The sequence below is a fragment of the Pseudosulfitobacter pseudonitzschiae genome (assembly GCF_900129395.1).
In the GTDB taxonomy this organism is placed as follows: Bacteria; Pseudomonadota; Alphaproteobacteria; order Rhodobacterales; family Rhodobacteraceae; genus Pseudosulfitobacter; species Pseudosulfitobacter pseudonitzschiae.
In genome coordinates, this window is sequence record NZ_FQVP01000003.1 from 453,037 (window position 1) to 477,768 (window position 24,732).

Annotated in this window: 20 protein-coding genes; 11 read left to right on the top strand and 9 right to left on the bottom strand. The window is 62.3% G+C overall.

What is annotated here, in order from left to right; all coding sequences use genetic code 11:
* Positions 1-11: 11 nt before the first annotated feature.
* Positions 12-677, bottom strand: coding sequence for a YjbE family putative metal transport protein (locus tag BUC08_RS10400; protein ID WP_037924063.1), 666 nt, complete (start codon positions 675-677; stop codon positions 12-14).
* Between the two features lie 326 nt (positions 678-1,003).
* A complete protein-coding gene (gene carB, locus BUC08_RS10405; RefSeq protein ID WP_037924061.1) occupies positions 1,004-4,336 on the bottom strand; it encodes a carbamoyl-phosphate synthase large subunit in 3,333 nt (1,110 codons plus the stop codon).
* 203 nt (positions 4,337-4,539) lie between these two features.
* Between carB and BUC08_RS10410 the strand changes: the two genes are divergently transcribed.
* Positions 4,540-5,208, top strand: a complete 669-nt coding sequence (locus BUC08_RS10410; RefSeq protein ID WP_159436691.1) for an HAD-IA family hydrolase — start codon at positions 4,540-4,542, stop codon at positions 5,206-5,208.
* Positions 5,209-5,214: 6 nt separating this feature from the next.
* On the opposite strand, the gene BUC08_RS10415 is transcribed toward BUC08_RS10410, so the two are convergent.
* Positions 5,215-5,988 carry an alpha/beta fold hydrolase gene (locus tag BUC08_RS10415; protein ID WP_037924058.1) on the bottom strand — a complete coding sequence of 258 codons (774 nt, stop codon included), beginning with the start codon at positions 5,986-5,988 and terminating at the stop codon, positions 5,215-5,217.
* A gap of 47 nt (positions 5,989-6,035) precedes the next feature.
* On the opposite strand from BUC08_RS10415, the gene BUC08_RS10420 reads away from it, so the two are divergent.
* On the top strand, positions 6,036-6,410 hold the full coding sequence (locus BUC08_RS10420; protein ID WP_037924055.1) for a hypothetical protein: 375 nt from the start codon (positions 6,036-6,038) through the stop codon (positions 6,408-6,410).
* A gap of 25 nt (positions 6,411-6,435) precedes the next feature.
* On the opposite strand, the gene BUC08_RS10425 is transcribed toward BUC08_RS10420, so the two are convergent.
* Together BUC08_RS10425 and glyA are read right to left on the bottom strand one after the other, a co-directional pair.
* Entirely contained in the window at positions 6,436-7,017 is a 582-nt protein-coding gene (locus BUC08_RS10425; protein ID WP_037924051.1) for a hypothetical protein, read from the bottom strand.
* Positions 7,018-7,157: 140 nt separating this feature from the next.
* On the bottom strand, positions 7,158-8,447 hold the full coding sequence (glyA, locus tag BUC08_RS10430) for a serine hydroxymethyltransferase (RefSeq protein ID WP_037924048.1): 1,290 nt from the start codon (positions 8,445-8,447) through the stop codon (positions 7,158-7,160).
* 167 nt (positions 8,448-8,614) lie between these two features.
* Here glyA and BUC08_RS10435 point away from each other — a divergent pair, with 167 nt between their 5' ends.
* The 3 genes from BUC08_RS10435 to BUC08_RS10445 all read left to right on the top strand — a co-directional run bounded on the left by BUC08_RS10435 (position 8,615) and on the right by BUC08_RS10445 (position 10,847).
* Positions 8,615-9,376 (top strand): NAD kinase, encoded by a 762-nt coding sequence (locus BUC08_RS10435; protein WP_028958520.1) that lies wholly within the window; start codon positions 8,615-8,617, stop codon positions 9,374-9,376.
* A 128-nt stretch (positions 9,377-9,504) separates the two neighbouring features.
* A complete protein-coding gene (locus BUC08_RS10440; protein ID WP_037924045.1) occupies positions 9,505-10,539 on the top strand; it encodes an endonuclease/exonuclease/phosphatase family protein in 1,035 nt (344 codons plus the stop codon).
* 98 nt (positions 10,540-10,637) lie between these two features.
* Positions 10,638-10,847: a CsbD family protein gene (locus BUC08_RS10445; RefSeq protein WP_037924042.1), complete on the top strand. Its 210-nt coding sequence runs from the start codon at positions 10,638-10,640 to the stop codon at positions 10,845-10,847.
* A 77-nt stretch (positions 10,848-10,924) separates the two neighbouring features.
* Here BUC08_RS10445 and BUC08_RS10450 read toward each other — a convergent pair whose 3' ends face one another.
* On the bottom strand, positions 10,925-12,817 hold the full coding sequence (locus tag BUC08_RS10450; protein WP_037924649.1) for a propionyl-CoA synthetase: 1,893 nt from the start codon (positions 12,815-12,817) through the stop codon (positions 10,925-10,927).
* A 481-nt stretch (positions 12,818-13,298) separates the two neighbouring features.
* Complete coding sequence (locus BUC08_RS10455) at positions 13,299-15,572, bottom strand: NADP-dependent malic enzyme (protein WP_037924039.1); 2,274 nt, start codon at positions 15,570-15,572, stop codon at positions 13,299-13,301.
* Positions 15,573-15,755: 183 nt separating this feature from the next.
* Between BUC08_RS10455 and BUC08_RS10460 the strand changes: the two genes are divergently transcribed.
* The 6 genes from BUC08_RS10460 (at position 15,756) to BUC08_RS10485 (ending at position 21,886) form a co-directional block, all read left to right on the top strand.
* Positions 15,756-16,847 (top strand): cupin domain-containing protein, encoded by a 1,092-nt coding sequence (locus tag BUC08_RS10460; RefSeq protein ID WP_037924036.1) that lies wholly within the window; start codon positions 15,756-15,758, stop codon positions 16,845-16,847.
* Entirely contained in the window at positions 16,847-17,233 is a 387-nt protein-coding gene (locus BUC08_RS10465) for a cytidine deaminase (protein ID WP_037924034.1), read from the top strand. The genes BUC08_RS10460 and BUC08_RS10465 overlap by 1 nt, the downstream gene beginning before the upstream one ends.
* Positions 17,230-18,546, top strand: a complete 1,317-nt coding sequence (locus BUC08_RS10470) for a thymidine phosphorylase (protein WP_037924031.1) — start codon at positions 17,230-17,232, stop codon at positions 18,544-18,546. Before BUC08_RS10465 ends, BUC08_RS10470 begins: the two co-directional genes overlap by 4 nt.
* Positions 18,546-19,724 carry a phosphopentomutase gene (locus BUC08_RS10475; RefSeq protein ID WP_037924029.1) on the top strand — a complete coding sequence of 393 codons (1,179 nt, stop codon included), beginning with the start codon at positions 18,546-18,548 and terminating at the stop codon, positions 19,722-19,724. Before BUC08_RS10470 ends, BUC08_RS10475 begins: the two co-directional genes overlap by 1 nt.
* A 67-nt stretch (positions 19,725-19,791) precedes the next feature.
* Positions 19,792-20,424, top strand: coding sequence for a uracil phosphoribosyltransferase (gene upp, locus BUC08_RS10480; protein ID WP_028958511.1), 633 nt, complete (start codon positions 19,792-19,794; stop codon positions 20,422-20,424).
* A gap of 97 nt (positions 20,425-20,521) precedes the next feature.
* Entirely contained in the window at positions 20,522-21,886 is a 1,365-nt protein-coding gene (locus tag BUC08_RS10485) for an SPOR domain-containing protein (protein ID WP_051694117.1), read from the top strand.
* Between the two features lie 25 nt (positions 21,887-21,911).
* Here the strand turns inward: BUC08_RS10485 and BUC08_RS10490 are convergent, their stop codons facing one another.
* Together BUC08_RS10490 and BUC08_RS10495 are read right to left on the bottom strand one after the other, a co-directional pair.
* Positions 21,912-22,928 (bottom strand): hypothetical protein, encoded by a 1,017-nt coding sequence (locus BUC08_RS10490; protein WP_037924027.1) that lies wholly within the window; start codon positions 22,926-22,928, stop codon positions 21,912-21,914.
* Positions 22,929-23,059: 131 nt separating this feature from the next.
* Complete coding sequence (locus tag BUC08_RS10495; protein WP_037924643.1) at positions 23,060-24,688, bottom strand: AMP-binding protein; 1,629 nt, start codon at positions 24,686-24,688, stop codon at positions 23,060-23,062.
* Positions 24,689-24,732 lie beyond the last annotated feature (44 nt).

The following is a 24,732-nucleotide window of genomic DNA, read 5'->3' on the forward strand; positions in this document are numbered from 1 at the left end:
AGGGTCGACGTTCAGTGTCCGCCCACCGCCCAGCCATCAACCAGTCCCAGCATCGGCCCCACGCCAAGGTCCGTATCGAAAAAGCCGCGCATCAGCATTTCGGCAGCAACATAAAGCAGCACGGCCAGTCCCAGCCATGAAATGACCGGATAGCGTGTCAGCAGTTTCATGATCAGCGTCGCGGCACAGGCCATCAGCAGGATTGCCAGCCCAAGGCCAAAGATCAGCATTGTCGCATCGCCTTGTGCGATGGCCGCCACGGCCAGCACGTTGTCCAGCGACATCGACACATCTGCCAGCGTGATCGAGACCAGTGCAGACAGCAGCGTGCGGCGGGCTGGGCCGGTGTAGCCTGCGGTCGGGTCTTGGGCTGTGGCCATCGCCTCTTGGGCGCGGGCGTCAGCCTGTTCGCGGATTTCCCGGTACAACCGCCAGCAGACCCAGAACAGCAGCAACGATCCGACGAACAGCAAACCCGGAACGTCCAAAAGCTCGGTTGCCATCACGGCAAACAGAATGCGCAGCAGGGCGGCGATGATCATCCCATAGAGGATTGCACGCTTGCGCAACCCGGGCGACAGCCCTGCCGCCGCCATGCCGATCACCAACGCGTTGTCGCCTGACAGGATCAGGTCGGCGATGAGGATTTTCGAGAAATCCAGAACCGTATCCATCATTGGATGGCGCCTCCGAACTGTACAGTTGCGGCGGGTGCAGGGGGCAGGCGCAAGGGGGTAACCTCGGAGGTCAGGTGCAGCGTGCGCGCCGTGGTCCGGCCGCACGGATAGCAACATGTGGATACGGGTCCACACTTGCAAGGACCGTCATGAGCCTATTTGAAGGGGACGTAGGGGGGCGCTTGCGCCGCTAGATCAGTGGCACCAGTGGCAGGTCACATGTGGCAAGGCCGGTCATCAGCAGGACAAGCACGATAGGACGCATAGGAGGCCTGTCAAGGTTGGACGCATTGGCCCCCAACCTGCACGACCCATTTGCGCGCTGTCTACCCTTGCAGCGGCTTCACACCCACATCGTCGGCGGCCTGTGCCTTGATCGCCAGAGCGGCGGCATAGGACGCGGCTGCGGTGGTGAAATAGGGGATCTTGTCATAGAGCGCGATCGAGCGGATCGACTTGCTGTCTTCGACCGCCTGCGTGCCCTCGGTCGAGTTCATGACCATCTGCACGCCACCGTTTTTCATCAGGTCGGTGACATCGGGGCGGCCTTCGTAGACCTTGTTCACGGTGCCGCAGGTGTGGCCGTTTTCGTTCAGCCATTTGGCGGTGCCGTTTGTGCCCACAAGGGTAAAGCCGAGACCCAGAAGGATTTTGGCGGCTTCCAGCATGTCAGCGGTCTTGTCATCGTCCTTGATCGACACGAACACACAGCCTTCGCGGGGCAAGGGGTTGCCGGCACCCATCTGCGCCTTGAGGAAGGCGCGCGGGAAATCGCGGTCCCAGCCCATGACTTCGCCGGTGGAACGCATTTCCGGCCCCAGGATCGTATCGACACCGGGGAAGCGGGCAAAGGGCAGAACGGCCTCTTTGACCGAATACCAGGGCATGTTGGGGTCGGCCAATGTCATCGGATCGCCCAGCGGCAGTACGTCCGAGTATTTGGCCGATGCGTCATATGGCGCGCGCATCGGGAAGTTTGTCAGCGGTTCGCCCGCCATCACGCGTGCGGCGATGGAGGCAATCGCGCTGTCGGTCGCCTTGGCCACGAAGGGCACGGTGCGCGAGGCGCGGGGGTTGACCTCGATCAGGTAAATTTCGCCGTCCTTGACCGCGAACTGGATGTTCATCAGGCCGACCACATGCAGGGCAAGCGCCAGCGCATGTGTCTGTTCCTTGACCCGCTCGATGATCTCATCGGGCAGCGAATAGGGGGGCAACGAACAGGCACTGTCGCCAGAGTGTACGCCCGCCTCTTCGATGTGCTGCATGATGCCTGCGACATGCACGTTGGTGCCGTCACAGATGGCATCTACGTCCAGCTCGACCGCGCCGGACAGGTAGCTGTCCAGCAGGACGGGGCTGTCGCCCGATACCACGACGGCCTCCTTGATATAACGCTCAAGCTGCGATTGATCGCGGACGATCTCCATGGCGCGACCACCCAGCACGTAAGACGGGCGGATCACCAACGGAAAGCCGATGTCCTTGGCGATTTCCATCGCTTCGGCGTCGGAATGGGCGATGCCGTTGTGCGGCTGTTTCAGGCCAAGGCCCTGCACCAGCTGCTGGAACCGCTCGCGGTCTTCGGCCAGGTCGATGGCGTCGGGCGTGGTGCCCAGGATCGGGATGCCTTCGGCGTGCAAGGCGGCGGCGATCTTCAGCGGGGTTTGACCGCCGAATTGCACGATCACACCGTGCAATGTGCCGTTGTCCTGTTCGACCCGCAGAATTTCCATGACGTGCTCGAACGTCAGCGGCTCGAAATACAGCCGGTCCGACGTGTCATAGTCGGTCGACACGGTTTCGGGGTTGCAGTTGACCATGATGGTTTCATAGCCCGTCGCCGTCAGCGCATAGCAGGCGTGACAGCAGCAATAGTCAAACTCGATGCCCTGACCGATGCGGTTGGGACCGCCGCCCAGGATCACGACCTTTTTGCGGTCGGACGGCCGCGCTTCGCATTCGACCTCGCCAAAGACGGGCGATTCATAGGTCGAGTACATATAGGGCGTCTGCGCCTCGAACTCGGCGGCGCAGGTGTCGATGCGTTTGAACACGGCGACAACGCCCGCAGCACGGCGCGCGGTGCGCACCTGATCTTCGGTCAGGCCGGTCAACGTGCCCAGACGCGCATCGGTAAAGCCCATCATCTTGAGATGGCGCAGACCTTTTTCATCTTCGGGCAGCCCGTTGGCGCGGACCTCTTCCTCGGCGTCGATGATCTCGCGAATACGGGCCAGGAACCACGGGTCAAACATGGTGATGCCGTGAATGTCGTCGTCGCTGATGCCGTGGCGCATCGCCTGTGCAATCACACGGATGCGGTCGGGGGTCTGCTGGGCCAGCGCCTTGGTGATGGCGGCGCGGTCGGGTGCGCCCGGAATGGCGATTTCGTCAAAGCCGGTCAGACCGGTTTCCAGAGAGGCCAGCGCCTTTTGCATCGATTCGTGGATGGTGCGGCCAATGGCCATCGCCTCGCCCACGGATTTCATCGCGGTGGTCAGGTTCGGCTCGGAGCCGGGGAATTTCTCAAACGCAAAGCGCGGGATCTTGGTGACGACATAGTCAATCGTCGGCTCAAAGCTGGCCGGTGTGACCTTGGTGATGTCGTTGTCCAGCTCGTCCAGCGTATAGCCCACGGCCAGTTTCGCCGCGATCTTGGCAATGGGGAAGCCTGTCGCCTTGGACGCCAGCGCCGAGGACCGCGACACGCGCGGGTTCATTTCGATCACGACCATGCGGCCATCGGCGGGGTTCACCGCCCATTGCACGTTCGATCCGCCGGTTTCCACGCCGATTTCGCGCAGCACCGCGATCGAGTGGTTGCGCATGATCTGGTATTCTTTGTCAGTCAGCGTCAGGGCCGGGGCCACGGTGATGCTGTCGCCGGTGTGCACGCCCATCGGGTCGATGTTTTCGATGGAGCAGACGATGATGGCGTTGTCGGCGGTGTCGCGGACCACTTCCATCTCGTATTCTTTCCAACCCAGCAGGCTTTCATCGACCAGGATCTGGCCCACGGGCGATGCATCCATGCCGGTGCGGCAGTAGTGCTCATAATCTTCGCGGTTATAGGCCACGCCACCGCCAGTGCCGCCCATGGTAAAGGCGGGGCGGATGATCGCGGGCAGGCCGACATAATCCAGTGTTTCAAAGGCCAGTGCGACGCCAGCGGCAAGGTCTTTCTTGCCATCCGGTCCCTTCGGAGCGGTGACGATGGTTGCCTTGGGGTTTTCGATGCCCAGCCGGTCCATCGCTTCGCGGAACAGCTTGCGGTCTTCGGCCATCTCGATGGCTTCGCGCTTGGCGCCGATCATCTCGACGTTGTATTTCTCCAGCACGCCCATTTCTTCCAGCGCAAGCGACACGTTCAGGCCGGTTTGCCCGCCCATGGTGGGCAGCAATGCGTCGGGGCGTTCTTTCTCGATGATCTTGGCGACCATCTCGGGGGTGATCGGCTCGATATAGGTGGCGTCGGCCATGCCCGGATCGGTCATGATCGTCGCAGGGTTCGAGTTGACCAGAATAATCCGGTAGCCTTCTTCGCGCAGGGCCTTGCAGGCCTGTGCGCCCGAGTAGTCAAATTCGCAAGCCTGCCCGATTACGATGGGGCCAGCTCCGATGATCATGATGGACTTGATATCGGTTCTTTTTGGCATGGCGCGACCCCTTACATTTCCGGGCACCCCCTGCGCCCAAATTGTCCTGCGTTATAGGCAACAAGGCGTCGGGCGCAAGGCCCGTTGCCCCCTCAGAAGCCACTCAAACAGGCGGATTCGCAAAAATCTTGACCTTCCGGGGCCAAGAGCCGGAACAACCGGGGCACGGTTGCGTTGTCAACGAAACCTTGGGGGAATCTGTCTTGCGCTATTCTGCACTGCTTTTGGGGTCCATCGGGGTTCTGGCCGACACGTTTGAACTGCAACGCTGCGCGTTCAATGCGGCCTTTGCCACCCATGATCTGGACTGGACCTGGAGCCCCGAGGCCTATGCCGATCTGTCCCGCGTGATCGGCGGTCGTGGCCGCATCCAGCATTATGCCGATAGCCAAGAGCAGGAGGTCGACGTCTCTGCCATATACGATTCCAAGATAGACGCCTTTGGCAAGGCCCTGGAGGATGGCGTGCGCCTACGGCGCGGCATTTCGGACCTGATCGCAGAAGCCCGCCGGTGCGAGATCCGTATTGCCCTTGTCAGCACCGAGGACAAACGCCAGGTCGCCCTGATCCTGCGGGCGCTGGGCCGTGATCTGGACCCGTCGGTATTCGATTATATCGGCGATGGTTCAAAGGCCGCGCGGCCCAAACCGGAACCGGCGATTTACCGCGATGCCTTGCGCGCGCTCCACATGGAGGCAGGTGACGCTCTGGCAATCGAGGACACGCCCGAGGGGGCCGCATCAGCGATTGAAGCGGGAATCGATACCTTTGCCTATCCCGGTCCGGCGATGCAGGAGCGCACATTCGAAGGCGTGATCGGGACCGGCAGTCCATCGCTCGATCTGCTGCACAGCGAAGAACAGACCGCCTGAACGGTGTCAGTCCGTCCCGAATTTCATCGTCAGAAAGGTTCGCACAGCCGCCTCGAAATCGCGGGGCTTTTCGGCGTGTAACCAATGGCCGGTGTCGGGAATCTTGGCAAAATGCGACTGCGGGAACAGCTCTTTCATGCGCGGGCGATATTCAGCGGTGACATATTCTGAATTTCCCCCCGTCAGGAACAGCGTGGGGCCTTCGAACGTGACCTGAACATCGGGAAAGGACAGGATGTCGGCCATGTTCGCTTCAAGAGCATCCAGATTGAGAAGCCAGCGTTTTTCGGCCACATCCAGCGATTGTGTAAAGAATGACTGCAAGGCAGGTTCGACCCCCAGCGCGGCCAGCTGTGCCGCGGCATCCGACCGGCGGGCGACCGTGTTCAGGTCCACGCCGCGCATGGCTGCGATGAACTCTGCTTGAGAGTGTTTGTAAGAAACCGGGGCAATATCGGCAACAACCAGCCGGCGCACCAGATCGGGCTCTGTCAGCGCCAGTGTCATCGCGGTTTTGCCGCCCATCGAATGGCCCAGTACATCCATCGGCGCGCCGATATGATTGATCACCTCGGCCAGATCACCCGCCATATCGGTGTAACTGTTGGTTTTTGCACGCGGACTTTGTCCGTGGTTGCGCATGTCCACGGCGATCACGCGCCGCTGGTCGGACAGGCGTTTGGCGATGACACCCCAGTTGCGGCCCGAGCCGAACAGGCCATGGGCGATCAGCAGTGGGGTGCCGGAGGCGTCGGACGCATGGTCGATGTAATTCAGCATGGTGCTAGGGCTAGCGCGTTTCCGCAAGGTGCGCTAGGCCTGTCGCCATGACCACGCAATTGACTCTCGACGCCCGCACCGAACGTTTGCGCGACGCATTGGATAAAGCATTGGGCGTCAAGGGGCGCACTTTCTCCGCAGCTTTGCGCAAAGCGGGTCGGCGTCTCCCGAAGCAGGTGCGTAAACAGGCTGATGTTGTGGTGCGCGCACAGGCCATCGACGGCCACCCCAAGCTGCGCCGCACCATTGACATGGCGGCGGTCGCGCGTGCCGAAACCGATATATTGGCGCACCTGAAAACCATTGATCGCGCCGACCTGCGACGCGGGCGGTTGCTGGGTTTGGCGGGGGTGATCGTGTTCAACCTGATCGTGGTTGCGGCGTTGTTCGTGGTTTGGCTGGTCTGGTCCGGCCACCTGTGACCTGAACGCGTGTTGCCCGCGCAGCTTAGTCCGAGACAACGATTGTCGCGTTGGAGGTTTTGTCGACCGGCTGTTCCGCGACCTTTTCGCCCGTGTCCGAAGTCCCGCCCAGGGACAGCAATGCCACCGCCCCGATCAGTACAATGGCGGCACTTGCCGCCAGCGCCTGTTTACGCCGTTGCGGGCTGGGGGCGGCAACCTTTGCCAGAGCAGCATCCGGCTGGGGGCGTGGTCGCTGCGCTGTCATGACGCGTGGCTGAATCGGTGGGGCCATCAGGGGTTTGACTTTTGACGGCGGCACTTCCGCAGCAAAATCCAATGCCAGACCGTCACAGCAAAATTCGAAGATCCGTTGGCGGCGGGTGAATATCTGTCCGGGGCGCACCAGGATCCGGGTCACCTGTCCGGGCAGGTCAAAGCTATAGGTGTGTTGTGCGCCGGCGCTGTCCATCAACGTATAGATCGGATGGCCAGCAGGCCGCACATAGTCGCCGATCTGCACATAAATCGCCTGTACCCGAAGAGGGTAGGGCAGCGTCTTCTCGTCCGGCAAGGCAAGCCCGTTGGTCGAGGGGCCGATATCGAACTTGGTGCGTTTTTTTACCATACTACAGCCTCCGTTCAGTCTAAGGCCTGGGCAGACAATGGACCAAACTCGGGGGAACTTCAAAGAGAAACTGTTGATATTACAATGATCAACACCCGCAGCATGAATACTGCGGGTGCCGATCAATCTACAAGGTTGATTTACAGGTTCGGGTACAACGGAAAACGAGCGCAAAGTTCCGCAACCTCGGCGCGAACAGCAGCCTCGACCTCGGCATTGCCTTCTTCGCCATTTGCAGCCAGCCCGTCCACAACCTGAATGATCCAGTCACCGATCTGGCGGAACTCGGCCTCGCCGAAGCCGCGCGTTGTGCCTGCGGGGCTGCCCAGACGGATGCCGCTGGTGATTGTCGGCTTTTCGTGGTCAAAGGGCACGCCGTTCTTGTTGCAGGTGATGTGCGCCCGGCCCAGTGCCTTTTCGGTGGCGTTGCCCTTGACGCCTTTGGGGCGCAGGTCAACCAGCATCACGTGGGTGTCGGTGCCGCCGGTGACGGTATCAAGCCCGCCTTTCATCAACTGGTCGGCCAAGGCTTGGGCGTTCTTGATGACCTGCTGCTGGTAAGTCTTGAACGACGGGTCCAGTGCCTCGCCAAAGGCGACGGCCTTGGCCGCGATCACATGCATCAGCGGGCCGCCTTGGATGCCGGGGAAGATCGCGCTGTTGATTTTCTTGGCCAGAGCTTCGTCGTTGGTCATGATCATGCCGCCGCGCGGGCCGCGCAGGGTTTTGTGCGTGGTGGTGGTGGCCACATGCACGTGCGGGAAGGGCGAAGGGTATTCGCCCGCCGCAATCAGACCGGCAAAGTGGGCGACATCCGCCAGCACATAGGCACCGACCTTGTCGGCAATCTCGCGGATGCGGGCAAAGTCGATGTGGCGCGGAATGGCCGAACCGCCCGCGATGATCATCGCCGGTTTGTGCTCCAGAGCCAGTTCTTCCATCTGGTCATAGTCGATGTTCAGCGTGTCGCGTTTCACACCGTATTGCACGGCGTTGAACCATTTGCCTGATTGGTTGGGGGCCGCGCCGTGCGTCAGGTGACCACCTGCATCCAGGCTCATGCCCAGGATGGTGGCACCGGGTGTCAGCAATGCCTGGAAAACACCCTGGTTCGCCTGGCTGCCCGAATTCGGTTGCACGTTGACATATTCACAGTTGAACAGCTTTTTCGCCCGGTCGATGGCCAGGTTTTCCGCCACGTCCACATATTGGCAACCACCATAATAACGACGGCCAGGATATCCTTCGGCGTATTTGTTGGTCAGCACGGTGCCCTGCGCTTCCAGCACAGCCGCAGACACGATGTTTTCAGAAGCAATCAGCTCGATTTCGTCGCGCTGACGACCCAGCTCGGAAGTGACCGCGCCGAAAAGTTCTGGGTCGCGGTCGGCAAGGCTTTGGGTGAAAAAGCCGGATGTGTTGGCGGACATGTGCAATTCTCCATGCGTGACGTGATGTGTTGGGGCGTTTCCTAGCGGAAACCGCAGGGCGGGCAAAGCGGGTAATACGACGTAAAGTCCAAAGATTGCGGCTGTGCTGGCACCTTGTGGAATAATATGTTTCAAATCGTGCAGCTTCGTGCCGATAGGAAACCCTGATGTCGCTGAAAATTGCCTTTGCTGCCAGCGCGGCCCCTGTCGCCCAGGCCGCCCATGAGGTTTTGGTAAAACGCTATGGCGATGTGCCCCAAGATCGTGCGGACGTGATCGTGGCACTGGGCGGGGACGGGTTCATGTTGCACACGCTGCATTCCACCCAGGATCTGCCCGCGCCGGTGTACGGCATGAACCGCGGCACCATCGGCTTTTTGATGAACGAATATTCCGAAACGGATCTGGTGGAACGGCTGGAAGCGGCCGAACATGCCGAGGTGAATCCGCTGGCAATGACCGCCACCTGTGGCGACGGGACCGTGCATCACGCGCTGGCGATCAACGAGGTGTCCTTGCTGCGCGCAGGCCCGCAAGCGGCCAAGCTGCGCATCACCGTCGATGGTCGTTTGCGTCTGGAATCGCTCAGCTGCGACGGCGCGCTGGTGGCAACGCCCGCAGGTTCGACCGCCTATAACTATTCCGCGCATGGTCCGATCCTGCCGATTGGGGCGGACGTGCTGGCCCTGACTGCCGTGGCCGCTTTCCGCCCTCGTCGCTGGCGCGGGGCTTTGCTGCCGAAAACCGCGGAAGTGCGCTTTGACGTGCTGGAACCCGAAAAACGCCCCGTGATGGCGGACGCGGACAGCCGGTCGGTGCGTGACGTGCGCACCGTTGTCATCCGGTCCGAGCCGCGCATCGTGCATCATATCCTGTTCGATCCCGGTCACGGATTGGAAGAGCGGTTGATTTCCGAACAGTTCACCTGATTGCCGTTTCGCCATAGCGGATCGGCGTCGGGCAGGGGCAGCACCGCCTGCTGGCCGGGGACTCTCTCATAGCGGGAAAATATGCTATCCTGTGCCCATTCACCGGTCCCATATTCAGGAAACAGCAGATGGCATTCTATCAATCTCTTAAATATGCATACCCCCGTGGACGCACCAAACCCGGTCAGTCCGGTTGGATCGCCGACCGCCTGTTGCGCCTGCGGGCGCTGCTGAACGGGCAGATCACCGCGCGCCGACAGCCCAATTCGCTGATCATCGGCAGCTGGAACATCCGCCACTTTGACGGTGGCCGCCCGCGCCTGGACGAAAGCTTTCATTATATCGCCGAGATCATCGATCATTTTGACATCTGTGCCATCCAAGAGGTGAAATCGACCGAAGCGATGGCGCGGCTGATGAAGCTGCTGGGGCCGAACTGGGATTACTTCATCAACGACAGCTCCGGTGCCGGGCGGGGCAATCACGAGCGCATGGCCTTTGTCTATAACCGCAACCGGGTGCGCTTTCGCAATCTGATTGGTGAACTGGTCCTGCCCAAGGGCGCATTGCCCGGTGACGAACAGGTGGGCCGCACCCCGTTCTTTGCGGCGTTTCAGGCCGGGTGGTTCCGTTTTACCCTGTGCAACGCCCACATCGTTTTCACCGAAGAACAGGGCCGCCCCCTGCGCGAGGACGAGATCGGCGTGGTCGCGCGAGAACTGGCCAAACGCGCCCGTGCCGAGGACGAGGTGCATATCTTTCTTGGCGACATGAACATAGAAAGCCGCGACGACGCAGGCATGGCCGCGCTGACGGATGCGGGCTTTCACGTGCCCGACATCGGGGCAACGTCGCTGACGGGCACAAAATATTACGACCAGATCGCCTTTGTCGGGCCGCCGTCTGAATCGCATATGCTGACGCATGGCGTGATCCGCTGGCACGAGGCCGTGTTCACCGAAGCAGAAATGTCCGATTACGAGGAGATCGCACAGGCCATCCGCACCCCGCCCGACACCGGCCGACCCTATGCCGATTGGCCGGGCACCTATGGCGATTGGCGCACCCACGAGATGTCGGATCACCTGCCGGTCTGGATCGAACTGGAGGTGGACTATTCCAACGCCTATCTGGCTGACATTGCGCAGGCGCCGATCGGCTGAAAGGCGCTGCTTGGGCCTTGGTCACTGTCGCTTTGCAGGGAACGCCCGAGCGACATTGCGCGTTGGGTATCCAGAAGCAAACCAAGAGGAGTAACACCATGAACTGGGATACAATCCAAGGCAACTGGAAGCAACTGACTGGCTCGATCCAATCCAAATGGGGCGAGCTGACAGACGACGAAGTGCAGGAAGCCAAAGGCGACCGTGAAGTGCTGGTTGGCAAGATTCAGGAACGTTATGGCGTGGCTCGCGATGAGGCCGAACGTCAGGTCGATGAATGGGCCGACAGCGCCAAGGCAAAGATCTGAGCCACCTGATATATGACGCAGAACGCCCGCAGCCAGACCAGGCTGCGGGCGTTCGTCGTTAAAAGGTGCTGGCCGGTTCAGCCGCCTGCGTAACCGATTGATTTCAGCGCATCGCTGATTTCGTCCAAAATCGCCGGATCGTCGATTGTCGCGGGCATCTTGAACGTCTCGCCGTCCGCGATCTTTACCATTGTCGCCCGCAGAATTTTGCCCGAGCGTGTCTTGGGCAGCCGGTCCACCACCACGCATTGCTTGAATGCGGCCACAGGACCGATCTGGTCGCGCACCCGCTGCACACATTCGGCGGTGATTTCGGCGTGCGGGCGGTTCACGCCCTTGGTCAGGCAGACAAAGCCAACGGCATTCTGTCCTTTCAGCGCGTCTGCCACGCCGATCACCGCGCATTCCGCCACATCCGGGTGGCCCGCCAACACTTCTTCCATGGCACCCGTGGACAGGCGGTGGCCCGCCACGTTGATCACGTCATCGGTGCGCGCCATGATGTAAAGATATCCGTCCTGGTCAATCATGCCCGCATCGCCGGTTTCGTAATAGCCGGGGAAGGTGTGCAGATAGCTTTTGCGGAACCGGTCTTCGGCCTGCCACAGGGTTGGGAGCGTGCCCGGCGGCAAGGGCAGCTTGATCGCGATGGCCCCCAATTCGCCCGCAGGCATTTGCCGCCCGCCTTCGTCCAGGATTTGGACGTCATATCCGGGCATCGCCACGGTGGGCGAGCCAATTTTGACCGGCAAAGCCTCAAGCCCCGCCGGGTTGCCTGCAATTGTCCATCCGGTTTCGGTTTGCCACCAGTGGTCATAGACGGGCACGCCCAGCAATTCCTGTGCCCATTCGATCGTGTCCGGATCGGCGCGTTCACCAGCCAGGTAAAGCGCGCGCAGGCAGCTTAGGTCGTAGTCCTTGCGGAATTCGCCCTTGGGGTCCTCGCGCTTGATGGCGCGGAAGGCGGTGGGGGCGGTGAAAAAGCTGCGCACGTTGTGCTCCGAGATCACCCGCCAGAAGGTGCCTGCATCGGGGGTGCCGACGGGCTTGCCCTCGAACACCACGGTGGTGTTGCCGTGGATCAGCGGCGCATAGCAGATATACGAATGCCCCACGACCCAACCCACGTCGGATGCGGCCCAGAACACATCGCCGGGATCAACGTTATAGATGTTCTTCATCGACCAGTTCAGCGCCACCAGATGCCCGGCGGTTGGGCGCACGACGCCCTTGGGTGCGCCGGTGGTGCCGCTGGTATAGAGAATATAGGCCGGATGGTTGCCCTCGACCGGCACACAATCCGCGGGGGCGGTGCCCTCTTGGAAGGCATCCCAGTCCAGATCGCGGCCTTCGTTCAGCGGGGCCGCTTCTTCTTCGCGTTGCAGGATCACGCAGAAATCAGGCTTGTGACGGGCCTGTTCGATGGCCCCGTCCAGGAGGGGTTTGTATTTCACCACGCGGTTTGGCTCCAACCCGCAGGATGCCGCGATGATCGCCTTGGGCGCGCAATCGTCGATGCGCACGGCCAGCTCGTTCGCGGCAAAGCCACCGAACACGACCGAATGGATCGCGCCCAGACGTGCACAGGCCAGCATCGCAACCAGCGCCTCGGGGACCATGGGCATATAGATGATGACGCGGTCGCCCTTGGCGATGCCCTGGGCCGCCAGCCCGCCTGCAAAGCGCGCGACTTGCTGCTGCAATTCGGCAAAGCTGGTTCTGGATTTGCGTCCGGTGATCGGGCTGTCATAGATGATGGCCGTCCGGTCGCCGTTGCCCGCAACGACATGCCGGTCCACGGCATTGTAGCAGGTGTTCACCCGCGCATCGGCAAACCATTCGTAAAGGTGATTGCCACGGTCAAACAGCGCCTGTGTCGGCGCCACGTCCCAATCAATAGCCTGTGCGGCCTCCAGCCAGTACCCTTCGGGGTCATTCTGCCAACGCGTGTATGCTGCGCGATATCCCATCATGTGTCCTCCCACTCTTGGGACAAGTCATAGGCTGTGGTGCGTGGGGTTGTCCAACCCCTTGGAATGCGCAGGGTTTGAAAACGCGACAGGGCTTGATTTGTGGTTGGCGATCATAACACGGGCAGAGCGCCGCCAGTTCCGCAATTTTACGTGAAAAAGGGCCCGCCACGGGGGCGTCGGCCAGCCTTGGCTGATGTCCCGAGGCATCCGGCAACCTTCTGCCGATAAAAGGAAAATGCTGCATCTGCACGCAAAGAAACCTCTTCTTTGGAATCGGGTTCAGACGCATAATGAAAACAGGCCCGACGTTGTGCCGGGCCGCTTGCAAACGAGAGTATGCATCATGGCCACATCGCCAAAACCGCAGCCGAAAAAAGCACCCTCCAAACCCGGTGCCAAACCCGCGCAGAAATAACGATCTGCACCGCACGCACGCACGCCGCCCCGGAAACGGGACGGCGTCAAGCATTTGGGCGTCTTAACCGTACTGCGTGACCGGCGTGCCCGCGATGGCCGACATGTTCAGCAATCCGCGTGCGGTGATCGACGGGCTGACGATATGGGCGCGGTTGCCCATGCCCATCAGGATCGGTCCGACTTCCAGACCGCCGCCCTTCATTTTCAGGATGTTGCGCACGCCCGATGCCGCGTCCGAGTTGGCAAAGACCAGCGCGTTGGCCGCCCCCTGCATCCGTCCGCCTGGCAGCAAGCGCTCGCGCAGGTCGGGATCAAGGGCCGCGTCGATGTTCATTTCGCCCTCGTAGCAGAAATCGCGCGGTTCTGAGTCCAGGATTTCGAGTGCTGCGCGCATCTGCACGCCAGTGCCGCCGGCCTGGTTGCCGAACTGCGACTGTGAGCACAGCGCGATGCGCGGCTCGATCCCGAACCGTCGCATGTGGCGCGCGGCCCCAATGACGATTTGCGCAATGTCATAGGGGGTCGGCGTGGTGTGTACATGCGGGTCGGTGATGAACAGGGGCCCGTCCTCGAGGATCATCAGGGACAGGGCGCCGACGGGACTAAGCTCCTTGGTGCCCAGCACCTGTTCGATATAATTCAGATGCCATTTGAACTCACCAAAGGTGCCGCAAATCAGGCTGTCGGCCTCGCCCCGATGCACCATGACCGCTCCGATTGCGGTCGTATTGGTGCGCATGATGGCGCGGGCCAGATCGGGGGTGACACCCTTGCGGGCCATGATCTCGTGATAGGTGCCCCAATAATCGCGATAGCGCGGGTCGTTCTCGGGGTTCACCAGGTCGACGTGTTCGCCCAGTTTGATGGTCAAGCCCGCACGTTCGATCCGGGATTCGATCACCTCCGGGCGTCCGATCAGGATCGGGCGTTCGGTGGTTTCCTCGACCATGGCCTGCGCGGCACGCAACACGCGTTCGTCCTCGCCCTCGGCAAAGACGATGCGGCGCGACACCGAGCGTGCGGCCTCGAACACCGGGCGCATCAGCATGGCGGATTTGAACACAGACCCGTCAAGCTTGGTCTTGTAGGCTTCAAGATCCGCGATGGGCCGCGTTGCCACACCGCTGTCCATCGCGGCCTTGGCCACAGCGCTGGACACGATACCGACAAGACGCGGATCGAAGGGTTTGGGGATCAGATAATCGGCCCCGAACGTCATCTGTTCGCCCTGATAGGCGGCGGCGGCTTCGGCGCTGGTGGTGGCGCGGGCCAGGGCCGCGATGCCCTCAATGCAGGCCAGTTGCATTTCGTCGTTGATCACCGTCGCGCCCACATCCAGCGCCCCGCGAAAGATAAAGGGGAAACACAGCACGTTGTTGACCTGATTGGGAAAATCGCTGCGGCCCGTGGCGATGATCGCATCGGGGGCAACTGCACGCGCCAGATCGGGCAGGATTTCCGGCGTCGGGTTGGCCAGCGCAAAGATGATCGGGCGTTTGGCCATGCGGGATACGTGATCTTCGGTCATCACGCCGGGGCCGGACAGCCCTAGGAACAGGTCGGCGCCTTCGATCACGTCGTCCAGCGTGCGCAGGTCGGATTTTTGCGCAAAGGCAGCCTTGGCGGGGTTCATGTCCTCGATCCGGCCCTCGTAGACCAGTCCGTGAATGTCGCACAGCCAGACATTTTCGCGCTTTACGCCCAGTTTCAAGAGCATGTTCAGACAGGCAATGCCAGCCGCCCCGCCGCCCGTGGAAACGATCTTGATGTCCTCGAACGCCTTGCCCGCAACATACAGCGCATTGGTCGCCGCCGCACCCACAACGATGGCTGTGCCGTGCTGGTCGTCGTGAAACACGGGGATGTTCATCCGCTCCCGGCAAATTCGTTCAACGGTAAAGCAATCGGGTGCCTTGATGTCCTCAAGGTTGATCGCGCCAAAGGACGGTTCCAGAGCGCAGACGATTTCGGCCAGCTTTTCGGGATCGCTTTCGTTGACTTCGATGTCGAAACAGTCGATGCCCGCGAACTTCTTGAACAGGACCGCCTTGCCTTCCATCACCGGTTTGGAAGCCAGCGCGCCGATATTGCCCAGACCCAGCACAGCAGTGCCGTTGGTCACCACGGCGACCAGATTGCCGCGTGCCGTATAACGCGCGGCGGTCGACGGATCGGCCTTGATTTCAAGACAGGCCTCGGCCACGCCGGGCGAATAGGCGCGGCTGAGATCACGACCATTCGCCAGCGGTTTTGTCGCGCGAATCTCCAGTTTCCCCGGCTTGGGGAATTCGTGGTAATCAAGGGCGGCCTGACGGGTTGAGGGGGTTTCGGACATCTGCGGGGCTCCGGGTTGGATCGAGTTAGTTTAGCGTTAAACTATTTTTTCAAAGAGGCCAACCATTGCTGTTCAGGCCTGAGCAAGGCTCTGCCGCGCGCTCCGGGATATTTCGAGCCAAAAGAACCGCGCGTCTTGTCAAATCCATGCGGTGGCGACAGTTTGTGACTTTGGAGGGCGTTCATGGGCGACACACGGGCAGAAGTGATATTGCCGACGCAGGATCTGCGCGGTGACATCGGATTTTTCTCCAAGCAGTTGGGGATGCGGATGGACTTGATCTATCCCGCCGATGATCCGGCCGTAGCTGTGTTTTCGGGGCACGGGTTGGCTGTGCGGCTGGACGCGGGTCTGGATGCACCTGCGGGGCGGGTGCTGATCCGGTGCGACGATCCTGCGGGCTTTGCCGAGGGCGCGCTGGAACTGACTTCGCCCGGCGGCACGCGGGTTGCCATCGAGGCGCTGCAGCAGCCAGTGGTGATGCCTGATACAGTCCATTCCTTTGTGGTGCGGCGGCTGAAGGATCAGGCGCCGTGGGTCATCGGCCGTGCCGGAATGCATTACCGCGATCTGATCCCCGACCGTTTGGGCGGGTCGATCATTGCCAGCCACATCCGTATTCCCGACGGCGGGCCGGTGCCGGACATGGTGCATTACCATACCGTCGGGTTTCAGTTGATCTTTTGCTATCGCGGTTGGGTCGATCTGGTCTACGAGGATCAGGGCGAGCCGTTCCGCCTGTACGCGGGCAACTGTGTGATCCAGCCGCCGGAAATCCGCCATCGGGTGCTGTTTGCCAGCGACAACATCGAGGTGATCGAGATCGGCGTGCCGGCCGAACATGTCACGACAATCGATCACGAAATGGAACTGCCCAACGGCCCTGCCAACCCGGACCGTGTGTTCCAGGGCCAGCGGTTTGTGCATCACAAGGCCGACGAGGCGACGTGGCAGCCGTTCCGCATGGGTGGTTTCCGCTCGCGCGACACCACGATTGCGGCGCATACCGACAATGTGGCGGGTGTGCACGTGGTGCGACGGGACGACGGCGCGCCGGAATGGGCCGTGCACGACAGCGACATTCTGTTCACCTTTGTGATGGAGGGGACAATGGAGTTGCAGGGCGAAGGCCGTGATCCCTATACGCTGGAGGCGGGGGATGCCTTTGTCGTGCCGCCGGGGATGAAGGTCCGCTATGCCGCCCCTTCGGATGATCTGGAACTGTTGGAGGTGTCCTTGCCGGGCGTGTTCAACACCCGAACAGGAGAGAACTGATGACGCTGAAACAAACCGCCACTGACGTGCGCGGAAAGGCCTATGCGCCCTATTCCAACTTCAAGGTGGGGGCGGCGATCACCGGGGCTTCTGGCACCGTTTATGCGGGTTGCAACGTGGAAAACGTGGCATATCCCGAAGGCACCTGTGCCGAAGCGGGCGCCATCGCCGCGATGGTGGCAGCAGGCGAGACGCGGTTGACCGAGGTTTACGTGATCGCGGGCAGCCCGATGCCGGTGACGCCCTGCGGCGGGTGCCGCCAGAAGCTGGCCGAATTCGGTGCAGGCGATGTGCGCGTGACCATGGCAACCACGGGCGGGGTCGAGCAGGTGATGACGTTGGCCGAACTGCTGCCCGGTGCCTTTACCCCCGACCACATGAAATGAGCGATTTTTCGGCCCGCGATATCATTGCCACCCTGCGCGCCGGCGACACCCCGCCGCGCGACGCTTTGGCGTGGTTTGCCCAAGGGTTGGCCGATGGCGCGGTCAGCGATGCGCAGGCGGGTGCCTTTGCGATGGCGGTGTGTCTGAACGGGCTGAGCGACGCGGGCCGCGTGGCCTTGACGCTGGCGATGCGCGACAGCGGGCAGGTGCTGGGCTGGGACCTGGACGGGCCGGTGCTGGACAAACATTCCACAGGCGGCGTGGGCGATTGCGTGTCGCTGGTGCTGGCGCCTGCGCTGGCAGCCTGCGGGGCGTTCGTGCCAATGATCTCGGGGCGGGGCTTGGGCCACACGGGCGGGACGCTGGACAAACTGGAGGCGATACCGGGGGTGAATGTGAACCTGGACGCGGCGCAGTTTCACGATGTGGTTGCGGGCGCGGGCTGTGCCATTGTCGGCGCGACCGGTGACATCGCCCCTGCGGACAAGCGGCTGTATGCGATCCGCGATGTGACGGCGACGGTGGAGAGCCTGGACCTGATCACCGCGTCGATCCTGTCAAAGAAACTGGCGGGCGGGCTTGAGGGGCTGGTGCTGGACGTCAAGGTCGGCTCGGGTGCGTTCATGAAGGATATGACTGCCGCGCGGGCGCTGGCAGAGGCGCTGACCCAAACCGCGAACGCCGCAGGGTGCCGCACGTCGGCGTTGATCACGGATATGAACCAGCCGCTTGCGCCGTCGTTGGGCAATGCCCTGGAGGTGTCCGAGGTCATGGCGGTTCTGACGGCGGGCGAGGCGGATGCGCCGCTGTCGCAGATCAGCGCGGCGCTGGGCGGGGTGCTGTTGGCGGACGCGGGTCTGGCGGCAGATGCCGAGGCGGGTGCGGCCAGAATCGCGGACATGATCCGCAGCGGCCATGCCGCCGAACGCTTTGGCAAGATGATCGCGGCGATGGGCGGGCCGGTGCATTTTGTCGAAAATCACGCACGCTTCCTGCCCGAGGCGACGGTGATCCGCGAAGTTGCGACGCCCAGGGCTGGCGTCGTGCGCGCCATCAATGGCGAGGCGTTGGGCCGTGTCGTCGTGTCTCTTGGCGGTGGGCGCGCGGTGGAAAGTGATGTGGTCGATCCGGCTGTAGGCTTGTCGCGCGTGCTGCGTCTGGGCGACACCGTGGCCAAGGGGCAACCGCTGGCGGTTATCCACGCGGCCCGCCCCGATCAGGCCGACCGCGCCGAGGCTGCTGTGCGTGCGGCGTTCACTGTGGGCGACCGGGCGCTGAAAGCCCCGGCCTTGATTCACGCGCGGGTGTCGTGATGGGCCGTGCGTTCCTGGTGGTGATCGACAGCGTCGGAATTGGCGGCGCGCCGGATGCGGGCACCTTCTTTAACGGTGACGTGCCCGATACGGGGGCCAACACCCTGGGCCATATCATCGCCGCCTGCGCGACAGGGCAGGCGGAAGAGGGCCGCTCGGGGCCATTGCAGGTGCCGCATATGATGGCGCTGGGATTGGGTGCTGCGGTAAAGTTGGCCAGCGGACAGGCGGTCGATGGCCCCGAACCCCACGGCACATGGGGGGCGGCCACCGAAGTGTCGCGGGGCAAGGACACGCCGTCGGGGCATTGGGAACTCGCAGGGCTTCCGGTGCCGTGGGAGTGGCACTATTTCCCCGATGAAACCCCTGCTTTCCCTGATGATGTCGTGGCTGCGGTCTGCACGGCGGCGGGCACGACGGGTATTCTGGGCAATTGCCATGCCTCGGGCACCACGGTGATTGCCGATCTGGGGGCAGAGCATCTGCGCACTGGTTGGCCGATCTGCTACACCAGCGCCGACAGCGTGTTCCAGATTGCCGCGCATGAGGATCACTTTGGTCTGGACCGTTTGCTGCAACTTTGTGCGGATGTGGCACCGTTGCTGCATGACATGAAAGTGGGTCGTGTGATCGCGCGCCCCTTCGTGGGTGAAGTGGGCAATTTCCAGCGCACCGGCAACCGCAAGGACTTTGCCATTCTGCCCCCCGCGCCCGTGCTGACCAACCGCGTGCAGGACGCAGGCCGCGCAGTCTATGCGGTGGGCAAGATCGGCGATATCTTCTCGATGCAGGGCATTGACGAGGTACGTAAAGGCGACGACCGCACCCTGATGCGGCATCTGGGGGATTTGATCCGCGAGGCGGCAGACGGTTCGCTGACATTCGCCAACTTTGTCGAATTCGACAGCCTTTATGGCCACCGCCGCGATGTGTCGGGTTACGCGCGTCATCTGGAATGGTTCGACACCGAACTGGGCGTCCTGCTGGGGCAGCTGCGGGAGGATGATATGCTGTTGGTTACCGCCGATCACGGCAACGATCCAACTTGGGTCGGCACCGATCACACCCGCGAACGGGTCCCGGTTCTGGTGGCAGGCAAGGGCGCGGGCACGCTGGGGCAGATCGCATTCACCGATGTGGCGGCGCTGGTTCTGGAACACCTGGGGGTGGCGCAATAGGCACGACACAGGTTGTCTCGGGCCTTCGCGCTTGGCACATAGGGACCAAGCAAATTTGGAGAGCGCCATGAGCGAGCATGTCACCGTTGTCGATCACCCCCTTGTCCAGCACAAGCTGACCATCATGCGCGACCGCGACACGCCGACGGCCGTGTTTCGCCAATTGCTGCGCGAAATCAGCCAGTTGTTGGCCTATGAGGTGACGCGCGGCCTGCCGATGACGACCAAGCGGATCGACACGCCCATGCAACCGATGGACGCGCCGACACTGGATGGCAAGAAGCTGGCGCTGATCTCGATTCTGCGGGCGGGCAACGGGTTGATGGACGGCGTGCTGGAGCTGATCCCTTCGGCGCGGGTCGGATTTGTGGGGCTTTACCGCGATGAAGAGACGCTGAAACCGGTGCAGTACTACTTCAAGGTGCCCGAGGGGCTGGACGACCGGCTGGTCATCGCGGTCGATCCGATGCTGGCCACTGGCAATTCCTCCGTGGCGGCAATTGACCTGTTGAAACAGGCCGGGGCGACCAACCTGCGTTTCCTGTGTCTGCTGGCAGCGCCCGAAGGCATCGCCACCATGCAGGCCGCGCACCCCGACGTGCCGATCGTTACGGCTGCGATTGACGAAAAGCTGAACGAACGTGGCTATATCGTCCCGGGTCTGGGGGATGCAGGCGACCGTATGTTCGGCACGAAATAGCCCCCTGCGCCCACTCTGGGCGCTTGCCTCGGCCCTAGTTCTGAGGCATCGTGGTCTACACTATATATAGTAACGACCAAATCCTGTGGGGGCGCAGATGAAAGTTACCAAAGCAATTTCCATTGCTGTATTCGCGGTGTCGGCCAATGTCGGCATTGCCAATGCGCAAAACCTGTCGCGTGGCGAAATTACGCCCGCTGAATTTCCATCTGCCAGCTACAAGGGCTTGCAATACGTCGACAGCAAGGGCTGTGTCTTTATCCGCGCAGGCATCGACGGCAACGTGACATGGGTGCCGCGCGTCAACCGTTCGCGCAAGGTCATCTGTGGCCAGACGCCGACACAAGGCGTACAGACCGCAGCGGGAGCGCCTTCGGCTCAGCGGGCACCGCAACAGATCACCCTGGAGCCGACACCCGCGCCGCGCACAGCGGCCGCAGCCCCGGCGCCAAAGCCTGCCCCTCAGGCCGTTGTCCGCCGCGCGCCTGCTGCCGCGCCGGCCCCCAAACGGGTTGTTGTCAGCGCGCCCAAACCTGCGCCAAGTGCTGCCGCGCCAAAAGCCGTCTACAAATCCGCACCCGCGCCGAAACCGGCAGCACCCGCACCGCGCGTTGCGGCGGTGACACCACGCCAACCTGCGTGCCAGGGCGCATCGCCGATCAGCTCGCGCTATATCAACTCGGGCGTGCGCGGTCCTGTGCGCTGTGGCCCGCAAGCCGAGCCGATCATTGGCAACAATGGCCCCGTCGCCGTGACGGGCAGGGTGCAGGGTTCGACCATCACGGGGCAAACGCGGGTCGTGCCCAAACATGTCTACATTGACCGTCTGAACACGAACAACACCGTGGTCCCCCAGGGATACCGGCCGGCGTGGAAAGACGACCGCCTGAACCCTTACCGGGCGGAGCAGACGCTGAATGGTCATGTTGCGATGCAACTGATCTGGACCTCGACCGTGCCGCGCCGTCTGATCAATCAGACGAACGGTGCGGATGTGACCGCCAGTGTTCCTCTGGTTTACCCCTACACCGACATCGCCACGCAACAGCGCGAGCTGGGCACTGTGACGCTGGAACGGCGTCAGGGCGTGCTGGTCAAACGCATCCAGCGCAATCCGGGCGCGACCTATCGTGCGCCCACGGTTTCCAGCCGCTCGGCACCCGCGCAGGCAGCACCCGTCGCGGCACCCGTCCGCGCCGCGCCCAAAGCGCAGCAGCCCAAGGGCGAGCGTATCAGCGGCAAAGGCTATGTGCATCTTGGCACCTACACCGGGGCCGACAGCGCCCAGCAGGCAGCACAGCGTGCCATGCGCATGGGACTGCCCGCGCGGATCGGCACGTTCAACCGCAGTGGCCAGCAAATGCGTATGGTTCTGGTGGGACCGTTCAACACACCTGCCGCGCAAAAAAGCGCGCTTGCGAAAATGCGCGGCGCGGGTTTCTCGGGCGCAGTACTGCGCTAACAGGATCGCGGCGGTTGGGAAAACTTCAGCCGCCGCAGATCGCCTGAAGCCGCAGCCAATCGGCATCTTTCATGATCGGCGCGGGGGTTTGACCCGCCATCGGGTCGCCCTCGATCAGGGCCAGCGTGCTTTCGCCCGAAATGTCCTGTGCATAGGCATAGGGCGTGCTGCGGACCTGGGCTGCGGCAAAGGCGGCCAGCAAGTCCTGTTCCGGCACCTTGGGGCGCGCTGCCGCAACGACGGTCTCGGCATAGCGGTCCAGAACCCGCGCAGGCAGGTCGCCAGTGGTCAGCAAGGTGATGCTGGCGCGTAACCCTGCGGTCGACAGCAGGTCGCGCATGCCCGACTGGTTGGCGCGGCGGACCTCTTCCGCCAGGATATAGCCCGCCACAACATCCGGCTCTTCAAAGTCCTCGACCAATGCGCGGTTCAACAGCACCTTTCCGCCCGGCAAGGCCAGGCTGGTGCGCACGCCGCCACGCAGGACCGCGATCCCGCCCGTGGCCCCGGTCCGCGCCGCCAGTTGCGCCAGCGGGCGCTGGGTGTCGGAGGTTTCGCAGGGCGGGCCCGCGACCCGTTCGATCCGCTCCAGCAGCTCGTTGCCGATCTGGGTGCGGGTGACCCATGGGACAACTTTCATCGCGTGATTGACCAGCGCACCGGGCAGCCAGAAAATCAACAGCGCCACCACGGCGGCGGTCGACAGCGTCGCGCCCAGCCAGCGCAACCGCCCCGGACGCGGGCGTGACTTGATGACAGCGCGGCGCAGGGTCTCGATGGCCTCGATCATCTGGGCCTCGTCGGCCTGCAACTGCAATGTCTCGCCGGGGTCACCGTCGGGATAAAATGTCGCCGGATCGTCGCTTGTGCCCGCACGTTCGATGGCCGCCAGCGACCAATGTGTCAGCGCCGTGTCGTTCATGCTGGAGATGATCAGCGTGGCATCGCCGATGGACACAACAACCTCGCGGCGCTGATCCTCAGGCGTCTGGCGCCACAGGCCCGTCGCTTCGAGACGGGCGTATTTCTTGAGGGCGGTCATGGTCTGCTCGGACGGCCTTTTGGTATTTGGTTCAGCCTAGCACGTTGAAATGCGGGGGCAAAGCGCGCTGAAAGGGGCGGGACCGGGGCCAGCCCCGGACCCCGGAGTTTAAAGGGCAAGATGAAGCGGGTTCAGTCCAGGTCGGCAGCCCTTTTGCGCAGTTCGAATTTCTGGATTTTGCCGGTCGAGGTTTTCGGCAATTCGCCAAACACCACACGTTTCGGGGTTTTGAAACCGGCCAGCTTGCCGCGGGCAAAGGCGATCATGTCCTCGGCGCTGGGGTTGGTGCCGGATTTCAATTCGACAAAGGCACAGGGCACTTCGCCCCATTTCTCATCCGGTTTGGCGACAACGGCGGCCAGATTTACATCGGGATGCGCCATCAGAACGCCCTCGACCTCGACCGACGAGATGTTCTCGCCGCCCGAAATGATGATGTCCTTGGCGCGGTCGGCAATCTGGATATAGCCGTCGGCGTGCTGAACGGCCAGATCGCCCGAGTGAAAATAGCCTCCTGCAAAGGCCTCCTGCGTGGCTTGGGGATTCTTGAAGTATCCCTTCATCACCGAATTGCCGCGGATCATGATTTCGCCCTGGTGGCTGCCGTTCATGGGGACTTGTTCCATGGTCTCGGACATGACGGTGATGTCTTCCATCATCGGCATGGCAATGCCCTGCCGCGCCTTGATGGCGGCGCGGGCGTCCTGGTCCAGTGCGTCCCAGTCTTCAGCGCGCCACAGACATTCGGTGACGTGGCCATAGGTTTCGGTAAGTCCATAGACCTGCGTGACGTTGAACCCGATCGCCTCCATCTTGCTCAGCGTCGTGGGGGCAGGGGGTGCGCCGGCGGTAAAGACCTGTACCTGATGATCAAAGTCGCGACGCTCGTCGGGGCCTGCATTGACCATCATGTTCAGCACGATGGGCGCCCCGCCAAAGTAGCTGACCTTTTCATCGGCGATGGCGTCATAAATCGCACCCGCCGTGATGTCGCGGCAGCACACCAGCGTGCCTCCCAGAAGGGGCATCATCCACGTGTGGTTCCAGCCGTTGCAATGAAACAGCGGCACGATGGCCATGAACACCGGATGTAGCGTCATCTGCCAACTGACCGGTGTACCCATGGTCATCAGGTGCGCGCCGCGGTGGTGACAGACCACGCCCTTGGGCCGCCCGGTGGTGCCCGATGTATAGTTCAGCGCGATGCTTTCCCATTCGTCCTGTGGCATCTGCCAGTCATAGGAGGGGTTGGCCCCGGCCAGCACATCCTCGTAGACCGGATGCCGTCCCGAGGCAGGCCAGCCGTGGGCGGCGTCGGGCACTTCGATGATCTGCAGTTCAGAGCCGGACTGCGCCTTGGCCGCTTCGGCCAGCTCGACGAACTGGCTGTCGGCCAGCACCACGCGCGCGCCACCGTGGTCAAAGATATAGGCCACCGTATCCACATCCAGCCGCGTGTTGATGGTGTTCAGCACCGCACCGCACGCGGGCACGCCGAAATGCGCTTCGGCCTGGGCGGGCAGGTTGGGGATCAGCGTGGCAACCACATCGCCCGACGCCACGCCCATCGCAGCCAGCGCCGAGGCCAATCGCGTACACCGATCATAATATTCGGCATAGGTCACGCGGTGATCGCCATAGACCACCGCCGTGCGCCCGGCAAAGGCCGTGCGCGCGCGGCGCAGGTGTGACAGCGGGGTCAGGGGCACATGGTTGGCGGCACATTTGTCCAGACCGGTTTCATCGTTCAGCCATCCCATTTCGGCATCTCCCTCTTGCTGATACATGCGCATCCGTGCGTTGT

Coding starts and splice junctions, on each gene's coding strand:
- BUC08_RS10455 (WP_037924039.1), bottom strand. CDS start 15,572: ATGTCCGAAACCCCCTCAACCCGTCAGGCCGCCCTTGATTACCACGAA.
- BUC08_RS10445 (WP_037924042.1), top strand. CDS start 10,638: ATGAACTGGGATACAATCCAAGGCAACTGGAAGCAACTGACTGGCTCG.
- BUC08_RS10470 (WP_037924031.1), top strand. CDS start 17,230: ATGAGCGATTTTTCGGCCCGCGATATCATTGCCACCCTGCGCGCCGGC.
- BUC08_RS10465 (WP_037924034.1), top strand. CDS start 16,847: ATGACGCTGAAACAAACCGCCACTGACGTGCGCGGAAAGGCCTATGCG.
- BUC08_RS10400 (WP_037924063.1), bottom strand. CDS start 677: ATGATGGATACGGTTCTGGATTTCTCGAAAATCCTCATCGCCGACCTG.
- BUC08_RS10415 (WP_037924058.1), bottom strand. CDS start 5,988: ATGCTGAATTACATCGACCATGCGTCCGACGCCTCCGGCACCCCACTG.
- BUC08_RS10440 (WP_037924045.1), top strand. CDS start 9,505: ATGGCATTCTATCAATCTCTTAAATATGCATACCCCCGTGGACGCACC.
- upp (WP_028958511.1), top strand. CDS start 19,792: ATGAGCGAGCATGTCACCGTTGTCGATCACCCCCTTGTCCAGCACAAG.
- glyA (WP_037924048.1), bottom strand. CDS start 8,447: ATGTCCGCCAACACATCCGGCTTTTTCACCCAAAGCCTTGCCGACCGC.
- BUC08_RS10450 (WP_037924649.1), bottom strand. CDS start 12,817: ATGGGATATCGCGCAGCATACACGCGTTGGCAGAATGACCCCGAAGGG.
- BUC08_RS10435 (WP_028958520.1), top strand. CDS start 8,615: ATGTCGCTGAAAATTGCCTTTGCTGCCAGCGCGGCCCCTGTCGCCCAG.
- BUC08_RS10425 (WP_037924051.1), bottom strand. CDS start 7,017: ATGGTAAAAAAACGCACCAAGTTCGATATCGGCCCCTCGACCAACGGG.
- BUC08_RS10490 (WP_037924027.1), bottom strand. CDS start 22,928: ATGACCGCCCTCAAGAAATACGCCCGTCTCGAAGCGACGGGCCTGTGG.
- carB (WP_037924061.1), bottom strand. CDS start 4,336: ATGCCAAAAAGAACCGATATCAAGTCCATCATGATCATCGGAGCTGGC.
- BUC08_RS10420 (WP_037924055.1), top strand. CDS start 6,036: ATGACCACGCAATTGACTCTCGACGCCCGCACCGAACGTTTGCGCGAC.
- BUC08_RS10460 (WP_037924036.1), top strand. CDS start 15,756: ATGGGCGACACACGGGCAGAAGTGATATTGCCGACGCAGGATCTGCGC.
- BUC08_RS10485 (WP_051694117.1), top strand. CDS start 20,522: ATGAAAGTTACCAAAGCAATTTCCATTGCTGTATTCGCGGTGTCGGCC.
- BUC08_RS10475 (WP_037924029.1), top strand. CDS start 18,546: ATGGGCCGTGCGTTCCTGGTGGTGATCGACAGCGTCGGAATTGGCGGC.
- BUC08_RS10495 (WP_037924643.1), bottom strand. CDS start 24,688: ATGGGATGGCTGAACGATGAAACCGGTCTGGACAAATGTGCCGCCAAC.